The 23,669-nt window shown below is 56.7% G+C and carries 15 protein-coding genes; 4 read left to right on the plus strand and 11 right to left on the minus strand.

Annotated features, from left to right (window positions below):
* Nucleotides 1-350 precede the first annotated feature (350 nt).
* Entirely contained in the window at nucleotides 351-1,904 is a 1,554-nt protein-coding gene (malQ, locus tag CAUR_RS20340) for a 4-alpha-glucanotransferase (protein WP_012259705.1), read from the plus strand.
* On the opposite strand, the gene recF is transcribed toward malQ, so the two are convergent.
* Together recF and fni are read right to left on the minus strand one after the other, a co-directional pair.
* Complete coding sequence (gene recF / locus CAUR_RS20345) at nucleotides 1,886-3,064, minus strand: DNA replication/repair protein RecF (RefSeq protein WP_012259706.1); 1,179 nt, start codon at nucleotides 3,062-3,064, stop codon at nucleotides 1,886-1,888. The two genes, malQ and recF, sit on opposite strands and share 19 nt — an antisense overlap.
* Nucleotides 3,065-3,084: 20 nt before the next feature.
* Nucleotides 3,085-4,125: a type 2 isopentenyl-diphosphate Delta-isomerase gene (gene fni, locus CAUR_RS20350; RefSeq protein WP_012259707.1), complete on the minus strand. Its 1,041-nt coding sequence runs from the start codon at nucleotides 4,123-4,125 to the stop codon at nucleotides 3,085-3,087.
* A gap of 341 nt (nucleotides 4,126-4,466) precedes the next feature.
* Here fni and CAUR_RS20355 point away from each other — a divergent pair, with 341 nt between their 5' ends.
* The 3 genes from CAUR_RS20355 (at nucleotide 4,467) to CAUR_RS20365 (ending at nucleotide 10,168) form a co-directional block, all read left to right on the plus strand.
* Nucleotides 4,467-6,035, plus strand: coding sequence for a PAS domain S-box protein (locus CAUR_RS20355; RefSeq protein WP_012259708.1), 1,569 nt, complete (start codon nucleotides 4,467-4,469; stop codon nucleotides 6,033-6,035).
* 904 nt (nucleotides 6,036-6,939) lie between these two features.
* Nucleotides 6,940-8,115: a Uma2 family endonuclease gene (locus CAUR_RS20360; RefSeq protein ID WP_012259709.1), complete on the plus strand. Its 1,176-nt coding sequence runs from the start codon at nucleotides 6,940-6,942 to the stop codon at nucleotides 8,113-8,115.
* A gap of 682 nt (nucleotides 8,116-8,797) precedes the next feature.
* Complete coding sequence (locus CAUR_RS20365) at nucleotides 8,798-10,168, plus strand: NAD(P)/FAD-dependent oxidoreductase (protein ID WP_012259710.1); 1,371 nt, start codon at nucleotides 8,798-8,800, stop codon at nucleotides 10,166-10,168.
* Nucleotides 10,169-10,180: 12 nt separating this feature from the next.
* Here the strand turns inward: CAUR_RS20365 and CAUR_RS20370 are convergent, their stop codons facing one another.
* The 9 genes from CAUR_RS20370 to CAUR_RS20410 all read right to left on the minus strand — a co-directional run bounded on the left by CAUR_RS20370 (nucleotide 10,181) and on the right by CAUR_RS20410 (nucleotide 23,149).
* Complete coding sequence (locus CAUR_RS20370; protein WP_012259711.1) at nucleotides 10,181-11,359, minus strand: serine hydrolase domain-containing protein; 1,179 nt, start codon at nucleotides 11,357-11,359, stop codon at nucleotides 10,181-10,183.
* 9 nt (nucleotides 11,360-11,368) lie between these two features.
* Nucleotides 11,369-12,202 carry a lipoate--protein ligase family protein gene (locus tag CAUR_RS20375; protein WP_012259712.1) on the minus strand — a complete coding sequence of 278 codons (834 nt, stop codon included), beginning with the start codon at nucleotides 12,200-12,202 and terminating at the stop codon, nucleotides 11,369-11,371.
* Nucleotides 12,184-13,308, minus strand: coding sequence for a winged helix DNA-binding domain-containing protein (locus CAUR_RS20380; protein ID WP_012259713.1), 1,125 nt, complete (start codon nucleotides 13,306-13,308; stop codon nucleotides 12,184-12,186). Before CAUR_RS20380 ends, CAUR_RS20375 begins: the two co-directional genes overlap by 19 nt.
* Nucleotides 13,305-15,689 (minus strand): glycosyltransferase family 39 protein, encoded by a 2,385-nt coding sequence (locus CAUR_RS20385; protein WP_242604999.1) that lies wholly within the window; start codon nucleotides 15,687-15,689, stop codon nucleotides 13,305-13,307. The genes CAUR_RS20380 and CAUR_RS20385 overlap by 4 nt, the downstream gene beginning before the upstream one ends.
* Nucleotides 15,690-15,826: 137 nt before the next feature.
* Nucleotides 15,827-16,744 (minus strand): DUF4032 domain-containing protein, encoded by a 918-nt coding sequence (locus CAUR_RS20390; RefSeq protein ID WP_012259715.1) that lies wholly within the window; start codon nucleotides 16,742-16,744, stop codon nucleotides 15,827-15,829.
* Between the two features lie 59 nt (nucleotides 16,745-16,803).
* Nucleotides 16,804-17,046, minus strand: a complete 243-nt coding sequence (locus tag CAUR_RS20395) for a hypothetical protein (protein ID WP_015909521.1) — start codon at nucleotides 17,044-17,046, stop codon at nucleotides 16,804-16,806.
* 81 nt (nucleotides 17,047-17,127) lie between these two features.
* A complete protein-coding gene (locus CAUR_RS20400; RefSeq protein ID WP_012259716.1) occupies nucleotides 17,128-17,760 on the minus strand; it encodes a metallophosphoesterase in 633 nt (210 codons plus the stop codon).
* Between the two features lie 117 nt (nucleotides 17,761-17,877).
* The gene (locus CAUR_RS20405; protein ID WP_012259717.1) at nucleotides 17,878-19,452 is read right to left on the minus strand and encodes a sensor histidine kinase; all 1,575 of its coding nucleotides are present in this window, start codon (nucleotides 19,450-19,452) and stop codon (nucleotides 17,878-17,880) included.
* Between the two features lie 964 nt (nucleotides 19,453-20,416).
* On the minus strand, nucleotides 20,417-23,149 hold the full coding sequence (locus CAUR_RS20410; RefSeq protein ID WP_012259718.1) for a phosphoenolpyruvate carboxylase: 2,733 nt from the start codon (nucleotides 23,147-23,149) through the stop codon (nucleotides 20,417-20,419).
* Nucleotides 23,150-23,669 lie beyond the last annotated feature (520 nt).

Genomic DNA, 23,669 nt, shown 5'->3' on the forward strand with positions numbered 1-23,669 from the left:
GAAAGATGCACTGCTGGCCGCCAGTAGGGGCGACGCATGCGTCGCCCTTACGCCACACCGACGACAACTAACCGCCTCGCCAATACCACACCTGAACAATGCACATCGTTAAGCAAGATTTGGCTCACACCCACCCCGCTCCTACAGCTCTTCTCTCCCCTCTCACCTCACGCCTCTCACCTCTCTCCTACCTACCCTATTTCCTACTTCCTATTTCCTATCTCCTATTTCCTCTCTCCTCTCTCCTCCCCCCTCCTACCCGCCAAATTGATTGCATCCACAACAATATGCTACAATACCGCTCAGTTTCGATAACGGCCCAACTGCTTGATGGCGGATGTAGAATGAACATGACAACAACTAACGGCTCTCCAGTTCAGGTGCGAGGATTTGGACTGCAACGGGCAAGCGGCATTCTCCTTCATCCCTCATCCCTACCCGGCCCATGGGGAATCGGTGATCTTGGCCCGATGGCGTATCGATTCGTCGATTTTTTGGTTGCGGCGGGGCAATCACTCTGGCAGGTGCTCCCGCTTGGCCCTACCGGCTACGGTGACTCGCCCTACCAGTGCTTTTCGGCCTTTGCCGGCAATCCATTGTTGATCAGTCTGGATGACATCATCGAACAGGGATTGCTCACGATTGAGGAAGCACGGGCCACACTGTCCAGATTACCCGCCGACCGGGTTGATTACGGGGCACTCATTCCAGCCAAACAATCCCTGCTGCGTCGTAGCTTCGAGCGATTCCAGAGCGGTCACGGTGCGCACTTGCGCCCAGACTATCAGCGGTTCTGCGAAGCCAACGCGGAGTGGCTAACCGATTATGCTCAATTTATGGCCATCAAGGAATCGCAAGGGGGCGTAAGCTGGCACGACTGGCGTCCCGATTTGCGTGATCGTAAACCGGCCGCCCTTGGGCAAGCCAGGCATGAACTGGCGACGACGATTGCCTACCATCAATATCTGCAATTTCTCTTCTTCCGCCAGTGGCAATCGCTCAAAGCCTATGCCAATCAGCAGGGTGTGCTGATCATCGGCGATGCTCCCATTTTTGTTGCCGACGACAGTGCCGATGTGTGGGCCAATCGTGATCTCTTTTTTGTGGATGAACATGGTCGACCGACCGTGGTTGCCGGTGTACCACCAGACTACTTCAGCGCCACCGGTCAGCGCTGGGGCAATCCTTTGTATCGCTGGGAACGCATGGCCGCCACCGGTTACCGCTGGTGGGTCGCCCGCATGCGCCAGGCCTTCACGCTCTACGACATCTTGCGCCTCGACCATTTTCGCGGTTTTGAAGCCTATTGGGAAGTACCGGCGAGTGCACCGACTGCGGTAGATGGGCGCTGGGTAGCAGGGCCGGGGGCCGACCTCTTCAACGTCTTGCAGGCCGAGCTGGGAACACTTCCCATCATCGCCGAAGACCTTGGTTTGATTACCCCTGAAGTTGAAGCCCTCCGCCAGGCATTTGAACTACCCGGCATGAAGGTGCTCCAGTTCGCCTTCGGGTATGATCCGGCCAATCCTTACCTACCCCACAACTACACCCCGAATTATGTCGTCTATACCGGCACGCACGACAATGATACGACGATTGGCTGGTTTGCCACCCTCGATCCGGCTACCCGTGCGGCAGTGTTGACCTACCTTGGCCGTACTGAAGAGACGATTGATATTGCCTGGGATTTGATGCGCCTGGGCATGATGTCTGTTGCTAACTATGCAATTACGCCATTGCAAGACGTTTTGCGTCTGGGATCAGAGGCGCGCATGAACACCCCCGGTCGATTGGGTGGTAACTGGGCATGGCGCTTTTCGGCTGAAGCGCTCAGCGCAGAACTGGCCGACAGATTGCGTCAACTTACATTTATCTACCGCCGACTTCAGCCGGCAAACACCTGACCATCTTCAACCCGATAGCGACGGACAGCAGCCAGGAAATCGGCACTGAAATCGCTGAGATCGGTAGCGGTAAGCAGCGTCTGCTGATCGGGATGATGGATCAAGGCAAGGAGATGGGCGCGGCGCTGAGCATCAAGCTCACTCAATACATCATCGAGCAGCAGCACCGGTGCTTCACCGCTGCGCCGTCGCATCAAACCGGCCTCACCAATCTTCAACGCCAGCGCAATCGAACGCTGCTGACCACGGGAACCGTAGCGACCGAGATTGATCCCGGCCACCGTGAAGATCAGATCGTCGCGATGAGGGCCGCAGAGGGTCTGACCACGGGCCAGTTCATCACTGCGTTGGGCTGCAAACGCCAGCAGCAAGCGCTCGGCCAGGCCGCCGGCATCTCTTGCAGTTCCCAGGTCACAACTGGCTGCGTACTCGATCTGCAACCGATCTTCGCCACCGCTCATCTCCTGATAGAGCGGGCCGGCCAGATCATTGAGTTCAACAATTGCGCGTAACCGTTCGGCCAGCAGATACCCGCCAGCCGCCGCTAGCTCCTGATCCCAATAGGCCAGCTCGGCATCAACGTGGCGTGGCACTCGTCGCTGCTCGCGCCAGGCGCGTAACAAACTGTTTCGTTGCAAGAGTATCTTCTGATAATGCGCTAATGTGCGCACGTAATGCGGATCGAGCTGCGAGAGCGTGATATCGAGGTAACGTCGCCGTTCTGCCGGTGGCCCATCAACCAGCGTCAGATCGGTAGGGGTAAAGAGCACCACCCGCAACTGACCTATCAGATCGATTGCCCGCGCCGGACGCTTATCAATGCGCACCAGCTTTTGCGCACCGTTCAGTGGCTGCCCATCATCGTCTGCCCGTCGTTGTACCAATACCTCCAGGCGCACCGGCCCGATCCGCCGCTCTACATCGGCAGCGATACGGGCAAACGGCGGGGTACCCGCCTCTCCCACTGCATCCCAGCGCACCAGTTCACGATCACTACTCAGGCGTGGCGAGCGCGTTGTCGCGAGGTAGAAGATTGCTTCAAGCAAACTCGTTTTGCCGGCGGCATTTGGCCCGTAAAAGAGTGTGGTTGCCGGTGCTAGCGCGAGATCAAGGCGTCGGTAGTTACGGAAATCGCGCAGAAACAGATGGTGAACATACATATATCGGCCATCGCCGCAGGCTACGAGCGCTCACCCAGGCGCAGGTTCCGCAGCGCCTGAAGATTGGCACAGCCGCTACAAAACATAGCCACCCGCAGTTCGCGGATAAATGCCCCCAACCCTTCAATCACCGCCTCAGCTCCCCGCTCATTGATGGCATCGAAAAGTGCCGGACGGGCAGTACCGGCCAGATCGGCACCCAGCGCAATCGCCTTCGCAACATCCACCCCACTCCGCACGCCACCTGAAGCAATGAGCGTCACATCGGGTAACGCGGCGCGCACCTCACGTATACACTCGGTTGTCGGCAACCCCCAATCGGCAAAAGCACTCGCCACACGGCGCCCGGTGTCGTTTGGTTGCCGGAAGCGTTCAACTTCACTCCAACTGGTACCACCAGCCCCCGCCACATCGATAATGCGCACCCCTACCTCGTAGAGCCGGATCGCATCAGCGGCACCGATACCATTACCAACCTCTTTCACGATAACCGGTACTTCCAATCGCCGACAAACCTCTTCGATCCTGGCCAACAGTCCTTTAAAATTGACATCTCCCTCGGGCTGGACAGCTTCCTGAAGTGGATTGAGATGCAAAATCAGCGCATCAGCCTCAATCATCTCCACTGCCCGACGGCAATGATCAACAGTAAAGCCATAATTGAGCTGCACAGCGCCAACATTTGCCAGCAAGGGAATATGCGGCGCAACTCGCCGTACCTGGTAGGTAGAGGCAAGCCGGGGATCCATTACTGCGGCCCGCTGCGAGCCAACTCCCATCGGCAAACCGAGATACTCAGCAGCTTCGGCCAGCGCCAGATTAATCTTTTCAGCACTGGCTGTACCACCGGTCATCGAACTGATCAACAACGGTGCGGCAATGGGCTTACCCAGAAACGTTGTGCGGGTATCAACCTCGTTAAGATCAAGCTCAGGCAAGGCACGGTGCGGGAGACGATACGCAGCAAACCCGGTAACGATACCCTTGGCAGCCACATCCTCATGTAACACAATGCGAATATGATCGATCTTGCGCGACTCAGTTTTATCGTCACCGGGCATAGCAAACTCCTGTTGCAGGGAGGGGAAAGGAAACCATTGTTTTTTCCCCTTTAGAGCGATCATACCAACAAAAAGGAGGAGCGTCAAACAAGCGGGCCGTGGAGCAACTGGTTCCCAATGACAGGGATTGACCCGGTATGGCTTGCGAGAGTGCCATAGTTCCTTATACGAAGGATAACACGCGATTACACCGAAACATCGGAAGAATATTATTCACCACCATAACCAGAGATGTTACGAAAGACAATATTCTCTACACCCAGTCTTATCTGGTTTAAACACAATAGAGATGGTATAGTAGATATGGGCTTTATAATGAAAGGCAGCCAGGAAAACACGCTATGAATCTCAACGACAACTCAACAGACAGCCTGCTTGCTGAGTGTATAGCACAACGTGATCGTTTACGACGCATTATCGAAACGACCAATCTTCTGGTAGTAGAAATAGATGCCGGCGGGCGAATCACCTACATCAATCCGGCCTGTCAGCGATACTTTGGGGTGACTCCTGAAGAGTGTCTTCAGCAAATTGCCTGGACATTCATTCACCCTGAAGAGCAAGATCAGGCAAGAGAGCACTTTCGTGCGTTGATCGCTCAACAACAACCCTCTGACACATTTGAAAGCCGACTTCTCCTCCGCGATGGTTCTATCCTGCATTTGCGCTGGACCATTGCCATTCACTACACCGACAACGGTCAGTTCTCATCACTCACTGCCATTGCTCACGATATCGACCAGCTTCATCACATGCGCACAAGGCAGCAACTGCAAGAAGAAGAACTACAAACCTTTAAACTCCTGGTCGAACTTGCCCCTGATGGTATTGCCATCGCCGATACGCAATTGCGTATGACATATACCAACCAGGCTTTTTGCACCATGCTTGGCTACGAGTCACTGATTGGAAAAACTGTCGTTGACATCACCTATCCCGATGATCACCAGCAACTGGCAGACATCGCCAAAACATTGCAGCAGGGGCAGACCGTTCACACAACGATTCGCTATGTGCGTAGCGATGGATCACTCATAACGGTACAGGCTTCCGCACTTGGCTTGTACAACCGTGACGGTCAACTGACCGGCTTTGCGTCAATTAACCGCGATGTGACGGCTCAGATAGAGGCTGAAGAAGAACTGCGACAAAGCGAACAGCGAAACCGGACACTACTGGCTGCCATGCCCGATCTCATGTTCTTGCTCAGCAGCGATGGTGTCTTCCTCAATTACAAGCCTGATCCTACCGGTCGCCTGCTGGTACCCCCTGAAATGTTCCTCAACCGCCATGTGACTGAGGTGCTGCCACCTGAACTCGCCACACAAATCCTGCAGCGAATCGACGCCCTCAAGCGTAGTGGCGAGATGCAGACGTTCGAGTACCAGATTGAGATTGACAACCAGGTTGAGGTGTACGAAGCCCGCATGGTCTTGCTGCAAGATAACGTCATGGTGCTTTCCCGCAATATTACTGCCCAACGTCAGGCCGAACGCGAACGAGCAGCCATGCAAGAGCAGATAATTCAGGCGCAACAGGCCACGTTGCGCGAACTGAGTACGCCGCTCATGCCAATTGCTGACGGTGTGGTGGCGATGCCGCTGATTGGAGCCATCGACTCAGCACGGGCCCAACAAATTATGGAAAGTTTGCTGTACGGCGTGGCCGAATACAAGGCACGGGTCGCCATTATTGATATTACCGGCGTGAAAGTCGTTGATACGCAGGTTGCCGGAGCGTTGATTCGCGCGGCGCAGGCGGCCAGAATGCTGGGTGCTAAAGTGGTCTTAACCGGAATTAGTCCTGAAATTGCTCAGACGTTGGTGCATATCGGCGCTGACTTAGGTGCGATGAAGACAAAGGCTACCCTGCAAGAAGGTATTCGCTACGCATTGGCGGGCAAGCAATGAGCGGCAGATTGCTACTCTGCCGCTCGTGAAAGCCATTGCGGTGCTGCTCAACGGCGGGGAAGGAGTGCCAGGCGTAATCGGTAGATTGGCAGGGAACGACAGTCGAACTTATTTCATAAAAGCTGGGCTGTCGTGCTGCCAGGCTATCGCACAGGCACATAAACGCTTGCGAATCAACAAAAACAGCCTGTCCTGCTCCCAGACTGTCGACCATCCAGTGACACCTCACACCGGATGGGTTGCCTTACCCGCTCGTCGTGCGCGGGTCGCGGCGTTTGGCGTGCGGCAGCCGTGCTCACGATCCGGCCTGTGGCACGCCGTTGACCCGGCTGGTCACGAGGATACTGTGTGTGCTCGTCACGATCATTGAGTTGCTCAGGGATGGTGGTTTACAACCCGGTCTCACCCCATTGCCGCCCCGCTGAAGCTGACCGGACGACACGACCTGACTCCCACCCGTGGGCTATTGCAGCTCTGCAAGCGTTAACACATTGTCTCCACAGGCACCTGACCGTCCGACTGGGCTGACCGAACGACGTGGTGCTCTTGATCACAACATCACCAGAGTATGCCTATCGTCAGCACGGCAATCAGGCTGGCTGACTTTAGCCTCCTGAACACCCTCTCAAACCGCACGCCGGCACGCCCCACCCACTCAGCCGATCTGCTTCGCTATCTTTTCCACATATCCGCGTTACTTTTGCACTCCTGACCCGGTTTATATATCAGAACACCGTGTTGATCCAGGAGTGCAGCATGCCACACTCACGCTTCCCACGTACCGGTGCCCCCTGCGCGCACCCCATCACCAATCACCGGCCAGCATGCCAGATGACCGCTGTGGTACAATACCAATCCAGAACTATTTCCCAACCGCTACCCATCCCAGCAGGGAGGTTTCATTATGAGCCAACCGTCGCCCAAAACTACGCTGGTTCCCGACCCACCATCGGCCCCAGCCGACGACCCGTTTCGCTACGGCTGGCGCTTTGTGCACCGTCCCACCCCCGACGACCCATTCCACCTCGAGCAGGTGCCGCTCACCCTCGAGGATGTCCTTCATCCCGAGGTGGGAGACTTCATCGTGCATAGCATCCGTCACGAAACCGACCAGCGCTACCTCACCGATGTGTTACAGGCGTGGCTCGAACGCACCGGCGAAGCCATCGTGATGAGAGACATCCGCATCGCCTGGGACGTGCCCGGACTACGGCCACACAGCCCGGACGTGATGGTGATTCCCGGCATCACCAAACAGGACAACTGGAGCACGTTTGATGTCGCGCAGGAGGGGCAGCGTCCGGCGTTGATCATCGAAATCACCTCACCGGAGACCCGCGAGAACGATCTGGTGCGCAAAGTCGAGCACTACGCACGGGCGGGGGTCGCGCAGTACGTGATCGTGGATTATCTGACGCGGGAAGAGCCGCTCCGGCTGCGGTTGCTGGACTACCGACTGGTGGGGGAGCACTACGTGCTGCACCCGCCGGACGAGCACAGACGGGTGTATTTGGAGAGTGCCCGGCTGTGGTTAGGGATCACGGACAACCACGTAGTGTGCTACAACGAACGGGGCGAGGTGATGGGGAACTACACCGCGATGATGGAACTGGCAGAAACGGCGCAGGCCCAGGCCCAGCGCGAAGCCGAGGCACGGGCAGCGGCTGAAGAACAGGCCCGCCGTGAAGCCGAGGCTCGCGCTGCCGCTGAAGAACAGGCCCGCCGCGAAGCCGAGGCGCGGGCGGCGGAAGCGGCAGCCCGAGCTGTCGCCGAGGAACAGGCCCGCCGCGAAGCCGAGGCGCGGGCGGCGGAAGCGGCTGCCCGAGCTGTCGCCGAGGAACAGGCCCGCCGCGAGGCTGAGGCTCGCGCTGCTGCTGAGGAGCGAGCACGGCTCGCTGAAGAACAGGCCCGCCGCGAAGCCGAGGCGCGGGCGGCAGAAGCGGCTGCACGGGCGGCTGCCGAAGAACAGGCCCGCCGTGAAGCCGAGGCGCGGGCAGCCGCTGAAGAGCAAGCCAGATTGGCCGAAGCTCGTTTACGTGAACTCGAAGCAGAGCTGCGCCGCTTACGAGGTAGTGGATAAATACGTTACAGGTTGCCACTTTTCCGACATTGGCCTTGCCAGTGTCGGTTTATACTTTGTGTTTCGCTGACTGCCAGACTGACAACGTCCAAATTGCATTGGTCTTTTGTGCTAAAGGTAGACTGGATTGATGATAGGCTTCAGTCGCCGCCCTCCTGACCCATCCTCATTGGAGGCGGACACCTCCAATGAGGAATGGCTCCCACAGTGATGCTGGTTAATGGTGCGATATTCCGAGAGAAGCAGGCACGGCGGGTTGGGTCAGATGCGGAGCAGGACAGAGAGTGAGGTATGGGGCGCACCCCCTACTCATCCCTCCAGCGGAGGTAGACCGGGCGGAGGGGCGAAAGATACCGGAACCCACCTGGAGCACGCTCATTCCCCACTCCCCACTCCCAACTACCCACTCCCCCATTGGGAGCAGAGCAGGGCAGGGAGTGAGGTAAGGGGGTCGCAGCGTGCAGGATGATGTTAGATAGCGTGCCATGACTTCTATTGAACCAGATTTGATATACCTGCCATTACACACAATGTACGATACGCCTGAGACGAGTTATGTACTAAACTACTTCTGCACACGAGCGCCTGATCAAGCCGCCGGTCAGACTGTCGAATTGGTCGCATGAATTGCGTGGTGAAGCAAAAACCTATTGTGTCCAGGCCAGGAGCAGAGGAGACGTGTATGCCCCCATCTATTGTCATCTGTGGCGCTGGCATTGCTGGCGTCGCCGTTGCCCATCAGTTAGCCGTTATTCACGGTTGGCGTGACGTCGTACTGGTTGAAGCTGGTGATCCCCTCGCCCTCACCAGTGACAAATCGACTGAATGTTACCGCAACTGGTGGCCCGACCGGGCAATGGTTGCGCTGATGAATCGCAGTATCGAACGGCTGGAAGCCCTGGCCCTCGGCAGCGCCAATCGTATCCGGCTTAACCGTCGTGGCTACCTCTACGCCACTGCCGACCCGCAACGGGCTGCGCAGTGGCGATCCCAGGCTAACCAGGCTACCGTCCACGGTGTCGGACCACTCCGCATTCACGAACGGACTGATGCCGATTACCAGCCTACCCTCAGTCATGACTGGCGTGAAGCGCCGGATGGTGTCGATCTCCTGCTCGATCCCGACCTGATCCGCCGTCATTTTCCCGCCCTGACACCTGCGACGGTGGCCGTCTTACACGTTCGCCGCTGCGGTTGGTTGAGCGCCCAGCAGTTGGGGGCACTACTGCTTGAAGAGGCACGTGCGGCTGGCGTTACCGTAATACGCGGACAGGTAACAGCAGTACAACAGACCGGCGGTCGCGTTAGCGGTGTCCAGATCGCTACTCCCGCTGGTACGCAAGCCATTGCGACAGCGCGTTTTGTTAATGCTGCCGGCCCTCATCTGGCCGCTGTTGGTGACCTGCTAGAGGTTGATCTGCCGGTACACAATCAGTTGCATCTCAAAGCAGCCTTTGCCGATCCGCTCGGTGTAGTCCCGCGTCACGCCCCCCTCCTCATTTGGGGCGATCCGATTGATCTGGGTTGGAGTGAAGCAGAACAGGCCGATCTGCGAGCCGATCCAGAGACCGCCTGGCTGACAGAACTACTGCCCCCAGGGGTTCACTGTCGGCCTGAAGGTGAAGGGGGAAGTCAGCAGGTGTTGTTGCTGTGGGATTATCATCCCCACGACCGGCATAACCGTACTGCACAGTTTCCCGTGCCACTCGATGATAGCTTCTTCGAGATTGCGCTCAGAGGGATGTCGGTGATGCTACCCGGTCTCCGCACGTATCTTGAACGCTTACCACGGGCATATCTCGATGGCGGTTACTACACGTCTACTCCGGAAAACCGCCCACTGATCGGCCCCTTGCCCGTTGAGGGAGCGTTCGTGATCGGTGCATTGGCCGGCTACGGCATTATGGCTGCCCTCGCCGCTGCCGAACTCCTGGCAGCGCACATCATTGGTGAACCGTTACCGGATTATGCAGCAGCGTTTCACCCGAACCGCTACGCTGATCCAGCATATCAGCGGCAACTGGCATATCACAGTGATAGCGGTCAGTTGTAGCGCCGGTCATTCTCACGGTAGGAGCGCACCAATGGTTGCGGCAATGGCATCAGCATTGGTGCGTTCCATATTGCTCAGGACAACAACGACACTTTGACGCTCAGGATAGTAGGCGAGGTGTGTAACAGCGCCAGATATGAAGCCGGGATGGTAGATCACCCGACGCCCGTTGCGATCTTCAATCTTCCAACCGTACCCATAGTTGCTCCGGTTCGGCGTATACATCTTCGCAAGTTCGTTCGCCGGCAGAAGCTGCCCACTATTAAGCGCTTGCACAAATCGGTAGAGGTCTTCAACCGTCGAGTAGAGACCGCCGGCGCTGTAAAGATTACTGGTATCAATGGGAATAGACCGCTCGATGCCCGGCCCCAGATACCCCACCGTGCCGTTGAGTACTGAAGCATCACCGGTGTCGTAGCCGCTATTGATCATGCCTGCCGGCACAAAGATATTGTCGCGAATGTAATCAGCGTAGGGCTGACCACTAACCGCTTCGATAATCAGGCCCAGAACGACATAGTTGGAGTTGCTGTAACGGTACGCACTCCCCGGCACAAAATCGAGCGGGAGATTACGGAAACGTTCCATCAGTTGCCGTGGTGTCACCGGTGATAGCTCTACCTCGGCAAAGTTAGCAAAATCGGTATAGTTGGGTATTCCCGACGTGTGCGTCAACAGATGATGGAGCGTAACTGCCTGCCACGCCGTCGGGCAATCGGGCAGGTATTGACAAACCGACTCATCGACGACCAGCTTCCCTGCCGCCTGCAACTGTAAAATCGCTACTGCGGTAATTGGTTTCGAGATCGATGCAATGCGGAAACGGGTCTGGGCCGTGTTGGGAAGGTTACGCTCGGCATTTGCCAGGCCGTAGCCACGTGCCACCAGAATACGTTCCTGCGTAGCAACTAAAACTGCGCCCCGAAACTGACCCTGTTCGGTAAGATTGCGCAGATATTCGTCAATCTGCCCAGCAATATCAACCAGAGCCGGTGTCGGTGTAGGCCGTACCGGCTCCATCACGGCAACCAGCGGCGTAGTTGCCACTGCCGGCCCTTCTGGCGTAACACTAGGTAGAATGGTCGGCTGCGGCCCCACCGGTGCCCAGGAAGAGAGTACCGCTTCACGCCGGGCGCATGCGGTCACTATACCGATAAGAAGAATACTGAACAGCACGAGTAATCTGCGCATAGCCAAACTCTAACCTTCCAGACGTAAGGGCGCAAAGCGCGCCTGCGCTGCAATCATCGCCTCACGTTCAGCCTCTGTCCAATCCGCAGCAGTGATACTCACCTCGTATCGTTGACGCAACACCATGGCAAAGGCTGCTGCAATTTGATGGATATCTGGTGGCGACTCGCATACCGTTACCAGATCGGTTACCCTATCGGCCAATCGTTCGCCGAAGATGGTACGTTCAGCCTCATTCATGGCCAGCAGGGTCGCCAGTTGCCGGCCAGGCCAGTGTGTGTACAGGCCGACTTGAAAAAGCACCCCCTCACGTCGCCGAATCTGCGCAAAGCCTACCAGCTTCCGACCCGCCACCAGTACTTCATATGGTGACTGACCACCAAAGCAGGCCCGTGCAATCAATGGATCAAGCGTCTGACGATCAGCACGTGCTGCGGCAATATCGATCAGACTGGTATGAATACCAAACTGTGCCAGCGTCGCCTGCCACACATCGCCCAACCAGCGGTACGACTCACTCACGTCTGGATGGTACAGAGGATGGTCAAGCGGTAACGCAATATCCTGCATCAACAAGCCAGGCACGAACAACACTGCCGTACCACCGCTCGACCGACGATGGAGGGTCACCCCCTGCTGACGCAATGCTGTATGATCAACATCACTCAATTTCTGACCCGAACCTATGACCAGCGCGGGCCGTGAGCCGGCGGCATACCAGCGTATTGCGGGGCAGTTCGTCTCTTTCAACCCTGCCAGCATCGCCGCCCCAGCCGCCAGTTCAGTGGTTGGATCGCCCTGTGCCGGTGGTAATAACCGCCAGATCACGCTACCGCTTCCCATCGACAATCTCCCAACGGTGCCGCAAAGTGTTCGGCGACGCCAGCAGCCAGGCTCTCGATACGGATTCGCTCTGACGGTGGTAACGGCTTAAATGGCCGCAGCGTCACAACGATACTGCTACCACGCCAATCGTAACGCCACGTCCCGGCAATCCGTCCGTGTACCAGCATTGTCGCTTCAATATGTCCAGCCGGTCGCCAGACCCGATTGTAGACATCAGCATCAATGAGCCAGCTTTTATCACGGGTACCGAGCAATAACGGATCAAAACGTCCCAACAAGTGCGGTGGCAAATCGGCAGGTGTCGGTAGATCGGCCAGCCGATCCAGATAACTCTGCAACCACCACGCCGGTTGCCCATCTACTGATACCCGTACCACCTCTTCACCAATCAACGCCAGCCAACGTTTCATTTCAGCCTGCGTGCGTCCGCGCCAGCACGTCATATCGACCAGCCTGACCGGGCCAAACACAGCCAGATAGCGCCGAAGCATCTCTGCATTTGCCGTATCGGTATCAGGCGGTTCCCACACCAGATCGGGGCGCCAGCGCAATCGGTGCGTCATGCGTGCTTCCCCGCCACGCGGCGCCGCGTGACACGCCAGACCACGCCGGGTTAGAATGGCAAATACACCTCCCCACCCTGACAAATGGCGCTGATCAATCGCCGGCAACAGGCGGCGCAGGTCACTCCGCCCCAATGTCTCGTGTTCGTAGAGCAAATCCCCTACCCGCGCAATAAATGCCTCATACTCGTCTACCGCCCAACCGTCACGTTGGGCCTCTTGTTCCCAATATGTGGCCTGCCCGGCCTGCATACCGTACACTAACGGCCAGTCAGTCATGGCGTACAGATGCAATGTACCACGCTGCCCCCAGAGCCGTACCAGCGACCGTTCGTGATACAGCAGATGTTCGAGCTGATCAGCACTGAAGCCTGCCACTCGATTCCACAACGCCAATCCGGCGGCGGGTAGAATTTGGGCCTGCACACCTGCCAGCCGCTGCGCCGCAACGAGCGGGTCGGGAAATGGGGTCAACAGGCCGTGGTGAACATACCTCGCACTAATGACCTGTTCTCTTGTCAGGACGGCACCAATCTTCATGGCTCTTTCATCAATTCTAGCGCAGCCACGCCACGCCCAAACACTCTTACCAATGGCTCGCTATCGGCAGGAATGGTTGGCGTGGGCAACACCTCCACCGCTGTCGGACCGAGTGCCTGTAGTACTGCTGCTACCTCTTCTGGGTTGGTGAATGCCGGCAACACTACCAACACATTATCTGCGGCGCTTGTACCGCGCCAGATCTGGGGTCGCCGGTCCGGTGGCAAATCAGAGGTAAGAAAGCGCACCGAGTCACTCAATGCCCACTCACGTGGTAGATAGACCGTTACCGCCGGCTCATTCCGCTTCGCAGCCAGATGAGCGATCTGTGCCATCACGGTTTCCACCCGATCAAACTCACCATACACCCGCGGATGAGTTCGCATTTGCCCAAAGTAGACCCACAGATTGAAGACGACACTGATCACCAGCATCGCCGAGATGAACCACCGCTGCCATGCACGACCACTACCCAATCGGCTCAAACCCCACCCCGCCAGCACACAAGCCGGGGCCAGTGTGCCCAACGCCCGCATTGCATGCGGCGCGTTGAAACTCAACAATCCCGGCAAGTGGTAGAGCAGCCATAGTGCCGCTATCCCGGCCACCGCCTGTCGGCGCATCTGCCAGGCCAGCCCCAACCCGACCAACAAGAATATACCGACCACGGGGTCCACGATGGGCGCCAACGGCAAATGGTGCCGACCATTGGCATCACCCTGGACGTGCCACATCAATCCGTAACGAACGAGATGTTCAACCAGAAAATCGAGTGGTCGGTGGCGGGTGAGATCGTCAGCCTGAAAGATTGAGACAAAACCAACTCGACGATTAAAACCGGCACTATCATTAACAATGTAAAGCACCAGCGGCAACAGCACAATAGCCCCTACCAGTGCAGCTACCAGCAACCGCGACCAGAACAATCGCCAGCGATTCCAGTCACGACCAAGACGAAACTGAGCAACAACCAGAAGAGCCAGCGGTGCCAGACGACCAGTGTGGTAGGTGTAGACGGCTAATCCGCCCAGCAATGCTGCACCGCCGATGTACAGCCACGAACGCCGGTGCGGTTGATCCGGATCAAGCCCTCGCCACAACAAACCGCCGGCTGTCAGCACCAACACATGGTCAAGCGTAGCCGGGAAGGCCCAGCGACTCATACTCAATGACCATGACGCCCAGGCCAGCAACGCAGCCCCCAACACTGCTGCACGCCGCCCCACAATTGGAGCCGCAAACCAGTAAAGAGCCAGTGGTGTCAGCGCACCGGCCAGTGCGCTCACCAGCCGCACACTCCAGGCGTGTGGCCCCAGGATACCGACAAACGGCGCAACCAGATAGAAGAACAGTGCCGGCAGGTCAGCATCTTTAACCACGTATACAGGCCGAAACGTCGGATCCGTCCAGATTTGCAGAGCCAGCAACCCATGGCGCGCTTCATCCCGCCACAGCGCCGGTGGCATCTGATCAAGCGCAATCAGGCGTGTGATCAACGCTACACCGGTAACCCCTGCCAGCATCCACCCAATCGGCCAGGAAGCGGACTCTTCGCAATCGTGCAGCAGCGACCACGCCAGCCAGACCCCAGCAATGCTGATTGGCAGCATCAGCCAGACAGGTGCGCCGAAGCGCAACGCCAGCAGACCGGCAAATGCACTTATCAAGCCCAACCATGGCCACTGCGGTTGTAGCGCAACCCAATGCGAAACACGAGCAAAACCGGCTGCGATCAGCGGCCATCCGGCAAGCAACCCTATCGGCACCAACGGCCACGCCGGCCATGGGAGCGTAGGCAACCAGTATTCGGCCACAACCGGAACGAAGGCCAGCCCAATAGCCGGCACAAGCGCCAGAATAGCCGCTCCATCACGCCATCGCCCAGACCAGCCCCAGACGCTCCCTGCCCACCACACCAGCAATGGCAACACGGCCCACCCAATAAGCTGACCACTTAGTGGCGGTCGCGTCACTGTTGTCAGCAGCTTCACGCCACTGAGTGCCACCCCAAGCTCACGCACATCCGGCAACGCTACGTAAGGGTCCGTTTGCCAGGACAGGAACGCCTCAGTAGTGGTACTGGTCGGCAGTAATAGCTGATAACGCCGCCAGTAACCGGCCACAGTTGTCGTTGCCAGTTGACCGTCTTGATAGGAAAAAGCCACCTGCGCTGGATGCATCCCATCCCGACGCGGGGCAGCTAATCGCAATTCAATCAATGCCGGTGAACCGCGATACCCATACAGGAAGAGCGTCGCCTGCGGGTACGACCAGCGGAACAGCCCGTCTTCATTCTGCTCGTTGCCGTGAAACCTGACCAGTGGCGGTTCGTTGTCTTCGCCAACCTTCCAATACTGCGCCGGACGGTCAGCACCAGTCAACAGTACACCTACAGCGAGCAAAACCAGCGTAATCGGTAGCCACAGGGCAGGCCACCTGAACAAGATTGGATGATGCAGCGCACGAATCACGGTGCGTATGATACCATCGTTACAAACTAATGCCTGAGAAAGACCAGTTATGAGGCGCCGGCAGTCGCATTGCCACGTAGCACACCGAGCAACCAGTTGGTCAGCTCGATCAGACTACGCTTACCAAACAGACGGACATAATCGGCTGCGGCGATCAAAGGCCCTGGATCGGCACCACCGTTACGCTCACGCAAATACCAGCGGTGATCCATTATCCAGCGGTACAAATCGGCTTCCGTGCGCCCCGGAAAATAGCGCAGTGCGTTTTGACTTCGGATCACTTCAATAACCGGCAGATACACATTATCGTACCAGCTCGCCACTGCCTCTTCGCGCGATACCGGTCGGTTCAGCTCCAGCCCCAGATAGTAGCGATGGGCATTAATGTGGCGGATCAGTTCAAGATACCCACCCGGTTCACTAAACTCAATACGCTGATCGGGGCGTAGATCGGCTAAACCAGTCCACTCGAGAAAATCGCTATACTCCTCCTTCAAGAGCAGATCTTTAACGCTCAGGCTGGCATCAAGTGGCACATCAACCACCAGCTCGGTGACAATTGCATCAATCTCGCGCTGTCCCTGAAAACGAGCTACCGAGATACGGTGATGCCCATCCTTCACAAAATAGATATCGCCTAACTTATACAGCTCTACCGAAGGGAGTGGAATACCTTCGTGATGCGCTCGATCAATGCTCATCCAGCGAAAGCGATTCGCATTATGGCGCGGGGCGAACTGCCGATCAAAATCACTGTACCGACCTTCACTCCCCACAATCTTCTCCAGCGGCACCGTCTGATGACCGAGATAATGCTGACCGCGCACCCGGAGCCTGGCCCGTACTTCGTCAAATGACAACAATTCGTTCGGGCGACGTGTTACCAGCGCAAGTAGCTCGCGCACGATTTGATCGCGACGAATGCGCGTAAATTCATCATGGACGATAGCTTGAATGGCTGACATCGGCCTCTCCTTTCGGCCTTACCGTAATTGATAGTCAGCGCACAGGACAACGCGCTCCATCACCGACCGGCAACACCGACGGCCGTAGTCGCGGGTAGCGTACCATGGTTCTGAGATGATTGCAACACCTTATCAACTAATATCAAATCCGCTTTACTGGCACTTAGCGCTCGTGATCGCACTATCACGCCGGCAAGCTGAACGCAGGTCGCTGATGGGTTATCGTTGGCGAGGTCGTAGGGGCGACGCATGCGTCGCCCCCACAACGCCGGCGCCAGCGATGCATCATTCAGATGCAGCATCAGGGTAATCGTTGGCCGAGGTATGATGACTGCTATCCTACCAGATGCAACAAAAACATTTTATGTCAAATTAACAACCGACTAGATCGCCAGATCGAGCACCCGATAACCGGCTGTGTTAATCACCAGCGTTTGACCGTAGAGCGTCTCTGTCGCGTGACCAAAACCGTAAGAGAGATGGATGTGACCGTGGATCAGATACCGTGGTCGAAACCATTGGATAAAGCGCAGAAGAGCCAGAAAACCGCGATGCGGATAATCGGGGCCGTTGTGAATGCCGAGCGGTGGCGCGTGCGTGAGCAAGACATCAAGATAACGTCCATACCGCAGCCGATTCAAGAACAGGCGCGGCGCCATTCGCAACACCCGTAACATCATTTGGGTTTCGGTATACTGATGATGACCATCAGGCTTATACCGGATCGAACCACCCAGTCCTCCAATTAACAGTCCTTGATGACAGACAACATGATCTTCGATACACGTGGCACCACGAGCATAACTGACAACCTGCCCATCGGCCTGTACTTCCGGCGCATCGTGATTGCCCCACACATAAAAACAGGGCTGACCCAACATCGTGACGACAAATTCCAGATAGTAGATTGGCAAATCTCCGCACGCTAACACCAGTTGTACATCAGCAAAGCGCTGCTTGATGTTCAGGCTATAGACGGCTGGAACGATTTCATCGCTGATCGTTAGAGTTCGCATGCCGCCTATTGTACTCTATCTGGCTCTGGACGTGGTCAGAAACCGGATGGTTGCCAACGCACTCCCACCGTAAAGGTCATGCATACCGCACAACAGACTATCGCGACCTGATTACCATTATTTGGTATTACCCGCTTCAACCTCAGTAACGGGGACAGGATTTGCTTCCGGCAACGGCAGGTATATTGCGAATGTACTTCCCCGCCCAACCTCACTCGCCACAGTCACATAGCCGCCATGCGCCTCGGCAACCCATTTCACTATCGATAGTCCTAAACCGGCCCCACCACTATGCCGTGATCGCGAGCGATCCACACGGTAAAACCGCTCAAAGATATGCGCACGTGCCTCTTCACTGATGCCAACACCTGTATCGGCAACGCTCAGACAAGCAAACTGCTCGTAACGTTCTAAACTCAGAATGACCAGTCCACCGGGTGGCGTATACTGCAACGCATTAACCCCCAAATTCAGCAACGCCTGTTTGATACGGTCACGGTCACCGTACACCAGGATTTGATCTTCAGCACCGATCCGCAGGCGTACCTGTCCGGCCAGTGGTCGTAACTCGCGGAAGACCTCTAACAAGAGTGTATCGAGTTCTACCGGTTCATGGCGCAACACCACGTGAGTTTCGCTTTGCGCCAGCAAGAGCAGGTCGTTCACCATCCGAATCAAACGCGCCGTCTCACGCCGCATGTCACCGATCACCTCTTTGAGCAGCGCAGGATCGGGACAGGTACCGCGATCCAGAATTTCGAGATTTCCCTGCATCGCCGTCAATGGCGTGCGCAACTCGTGGCTAACATCGGCAACAAACCGCTGCTGCGTCACGAAGAGACGCTCAAGGCGTGACAGAAGTTCGTTAATGGTAACCGTCAGCAGTTGCAACTCATCGCGCTGCGCAGGTTCGGGGATGCGCCGCCCCAAATCCTCGGCTCGCACAATACTTTGCGCCGTCATAGTGATCTGCTCAATTGGGCGCAACGCCCGCTTCGAGAGGTACATCGCGCCTAAACCATTGATGATCAATGCCAGAAGACCGCCGCCAATCAGTATCTGCTGCAACAACGTCAGGGTGTTCACAACATCATCAAGTGGACGCGAGACCTGCAAAAAGCCAATTAATTGACCATTGCGCAGGGTGACCGGTGTGATCAGCGATTTGACCGGCACACCGTTAATTTCGCGCACCACACTCATCTGATCATTGCCGGCGCTAATGTATTGCATCGCCTCCGGCGGCAGTGGTAGCATGTGCGACTCAAGATTCGGTGTACTACTCGCCAGGGTGCCGTCAATCCGAAAAAACTGAACGCCAACCCCACGGTTGGTAAACAGCTTGATAAAATCGCGATTCAGATAGAGTTGCAATTCACCACTGGCAGTACGAATACTCTGAAACCCGACTGCCGAAAGAATCGCCTCTACCTGCTGGGACGCCGACGTAAGATCACGCTGCACACCGGCATACAGGGCCTGGGAAACCGCGAAATGGACACCAACTCCAATTCCGCAGAGTGCCAGAGCAAACATACCAGCGTACAACAACGTCAGCCGCACTCGAAATGGCAGCGGCGGCAAATGCAGTCCTATACGATTAAAGAGAGAGCGTCGTTGTTCCAGTCCTTCAGCAGTCGGCTGCGACTGGTCTACCGACGTTACCTGATCTGTTACTGCTTCACGATCCATCGTTTCTCCCAAACGGGTGTAGCGCTTGATAACTGAAGCTGACACCTGTATTTTTGATCAGCATACCACACGCAGCGTATGTTTGTCGGATGTGACATCAACTCTGGTTTCATGGAAGTCATGGCACATTCTCCAACATCGCCTGAATACCACACTGTGGTGCGTAAAGTGCTGCTCTTCCCTGAGAGCGCAAGTCCGGCTCGCTGGTATCGCAAGCCAGAACTAACATGCAACAGCGGGAACCATCTAACACTGGTGGTTTCCCATCTCCAGCGGGGGCAGGTCGCATCCCACCACCAGACGCAGTACCACCATAACATGCTCATCACCCATCACACGAGAACTTATTTCATACAAGCTGTGCGGTTGTACTACCTGACTGTCACACAGGTGCATGAACGCTTGCCGATGACCAACAATAGTATCTCCTGCTCCAAGGCTGCCGGTATGGAAGCGAGGAGGGCTGACGCCATCACCAGTACTATCACTCGTTGGATCAGGTGCCTTACCCGCTTGCCATGTGCGTGTCGCAGCGTGTGGAGTGCGGCAGACTGCCGCCGCACCAGTTGTGCTCACGATCCAGCGTGTGTCACGCCGTTAACCCGACTGGTCACGCAGATGCTGTGTGTGCGTGTCACGATGCATGGAGCCTGTCCGTAATCAACGAGATAACTTCTAATGCAGTGCCAGGACACACAGCGCGTGAACCGGGTCGTGCGCTGCTAACGAAATACCGGTGACGCGCTGGAAGCACACCGATACCGGCAGCCCGCCAGCACGAGTTTGACAACCCGCAAGAGATTCGAGCTGGCCTTATCTGCCATTTGACTCGGTATCATCTCAAACATGCACTACGTGATGATGAAACAGGCAACATAACCACCGGGCAGGTCAGATCATTACCCGACCTGCCCGGTGGTTATCGGTTTACCATCTCGATCAAACCTGTACCTGCACCCACCGGTCATCCGGTTGTGCGCAGGCCGGCTGCAATCGCGTTGACCAGCAGTAGCAGATCGATCAATGTGGTTTCGGCTGCCGGATCATCAGCCGCCCGCTGGGCACGCCACCGACCCAGCAGCTCTATCTGCCGGCGATGCAGAGGGGCCAGGCCAATTTGGCGCCGGGCCAGTGTCGCGGTAACCCGTGGGCGCCGCTGCTCAATCGGCATACCGAAAATAGCTGTCAATGCCGCTTCTGTACGGGTAAACTCCGCATCAATCAGGTTGAGGAATTGTCGCCGTATCTCGTCATCTTCGACCAGGCCGGCATACGCATGCATTGTCTCGCGGTGTGCCGTTTGCAAACTCGTCCCAACATTGGCCAGCAGGTAACGCAATAACGGCCACCGCCACTGCTCTGCACGCAGTTGCTCCCATAACGCCGGTTCCTGTTCTTGCAAGGCCGTCAATGCACTACCAACCCCGTACCAGCCCGGCAGATAAAAGCGGGCCTGATTCCAGCTAAAGACCCAGGGGATGGCTCGCAGATCGGCCAGCGTCGCCTGCCCGGTACGCCGCGATGGACGTGAGCCGATCCGGCTTTGTTCAATGACATCAATCGGCGTGGCCTGACGGAAGAAGGTAATGAAGCCATCGCGTTCAACCAGTTCGCGGTAGGCAATACGTGACTTCTCAGCCAGCCAGCCGATCACCGGCTCCAGCGGATGCGGCTCTTCGGGTTGCCGTTGCTGGAGTAATGTATGCTTGGTTGTCCCGGCAATGAGCAGTTCCAGGTTGTACGCAGCGGTAAGGCGATTGGCATACTTTTGCGAAATGACCTCGCCTTGCTCGGTAAGACGAAGATCACCATTCAAACTTCCCGGTGGCAGCATTGAGATGAAGCGGCTGGTGGGTCCGGCGCCACGACTGATCGTGCCACCACGGCCATGGAAGAAACGAATCCGTATTCCACGTGCCCGTCCCACTTCTGTCATTGCCCGCTGGGCCTGATACAATGCCCATTGACTGGCCAGGATGCCGCCGTCTTTGTTGCTATCGCTATAGCCAATCATCACCTGCTGCACTAACTCCCCACCCTGAGCCTGGGCGATCAAACTACGGCGCGTCACCGGGTGGTCGAGAATATCAGCCAGAATGCGGGGGCTATGTTCGAGATCTTCGATTGTCTCAAACAATGGAACGACCGGCAATCGACACACCAGACCCTCTGGGGTAGCATATGCCAGACCGGCTTCACGCGCCAGCAGATACACGACCAGGACATCAGTTACATCGCGTGTCATGCTGATGATGAGCGGACCAAGGCCGGCTGTACCGTAGCGAGCAATGTGATTGGCAAGAACACGATAGCTGTCAACGACTGCCGCTGCCTCATAGTCAAGCGGTGTGTTGGGGTGAGCAAATGGCCGTGGTGAAGCAACCTCGCGTTCTAACAGTGCCCGCCGTCGCTCAGGATCACCACCAATCAGATCGTCAGACGACAAGCCAGCAGCTTCCAATAACTGCGCCAGGGCCCGATCATGAAACTGGCTGTTCTGGCGAACATCAAGTGTAGCCAGATGAAAGCCAAAGGTGTCAACCAGTTGCATCAATGGACGAATCTCGGCATCGGCCAGTCGCCCGGCCCCTACTGCACGTAAATACCCGGCAAACTCGCGCAGATCATTGAGCAGTTCATCGGCACAACGATAACGATCAGGATCGTCGACCAGCCGTGCTGCTTCAGCCGGCGCATCGTCTATTGGCAGACGAGCCAGCATCAGGTTCAGCGCCTGCCGCCACGGTTCATTGGGGTTACGCGCCACTGCCTGCGCACCACGACTACCTAAACCACTCGACAACCGCCGAATCTGGTCAATCAACCCCGGTGGCGTTGGAACGAGCAGATCAGAAATACTGAGATGGCTGGCGGCCTGTCGAATTCGACGCCGCAGGAGACGCAAGGCTTGCAGACGCATCTCACGAAGGGTTTGTGCAGTAATTTCGGCAGTCACCAGGGGATGACCGTCGCGATCACCACCGACCCACGAACCAAAACTGAGCTTTGGCCAGGTATCGCTCAGCAGCGCAGGATCGAAACCGGCTTCCTGCCAGGCGTAGCGCAACTGATTATCAAGAACGGGCAAAACATCGGGAAAGACATTGACCAGGTAATGCAGGACATTGCGCACTTCGGCAGGAACACCCGGCTTGCTCAGAAAGACATCACCGGTACGCCACAATCGTTCGAGCAGGGTCTCAATATCTGCCGTGATCTCTGCCTGTTCTGCTGGCGACCAGCGCTGACTCTCGCGCCGTACCAGCAACAAGTACAGCTCACGATAATGTGCGAGCACTGTTGCCCGTTTGGCTTCAGTGGGATGCGCTGTGAGCACCGGCTCGACGTGAACATGGGGAAGCGCCGCAGCAATCTCTTCGCCGGTCAAACCACTTTGGTGCAGCTTCTGCAAGGCATCTCGCCAGCGCCCCAATTCCGGCGGGATATTCGGATCGCGGTCAGCGACCCGGCGCTGCTGCACTGCTGCGTTTTCCTCGGCGATATTGAGCAATTGAAAGGCAATAATGAGTGCCTGTGCCAGTGCGCGAGTTGGAATATGATCACCAGGAGTATGCGAACCCAACCAGGGCAATGCTTCCGATACCGGCCCGGCATCGACGTCACGCAATACTCTGGCAAAACAATCGAGTAAGAAGGTGAAATCCAGATCGACCTTCTCCTGATCCAGTGGTTGCATGCGTATGCCACCTTTCATTCAAACGACACATATGGCAGCAATGATAATACCATATCAGAGTTTAGACGGGAGAGACTTATCTCCCAAATCCCTAAGCAGAATCCTGGGCCATCTGAATATTACATCTGGTTCAAAAAAGTCATCGCACGCTACCTACCGCCATCCTTGCGCTGCACCCTTGCGTGCTACACCACCGTGCGCAAATGCTGATATTCCCTGAGAACGCGAACATCCGGCTCGCTCCCACCTATGCCCAAGACTAGTGCGCTATATGCTCGTTTTCTGCGACGCCTCTGGGAGCGCAAACATCCGGCTCGCTCGTCACCTGAAGTAGCCTGTGCCTGCGTCCGGTGGAGTATCGCCGCCTTGAACCAACATGCGCTAGCGGAAGCCATCCGACACCGGTGGTTCCGCCCCCCAGCGGGGGCAGGGTAGGGTGAGGGCGTGTCTCCATCACATTCGGACACAGAGAACGCTTAACACGCTCTTCATCACCCTGCACGCCGCACTGAGGGCGCAT

The organism is Chloroflexus aurantiacus J-10-fl, assembly GCF_000018865.1.
GTDB lineage: Bacteria > Chloroflexota > Chloroflexia > Chloroflexales > Chloroflexaceae > Chloroflexus > Chloroflexus aurantiacus.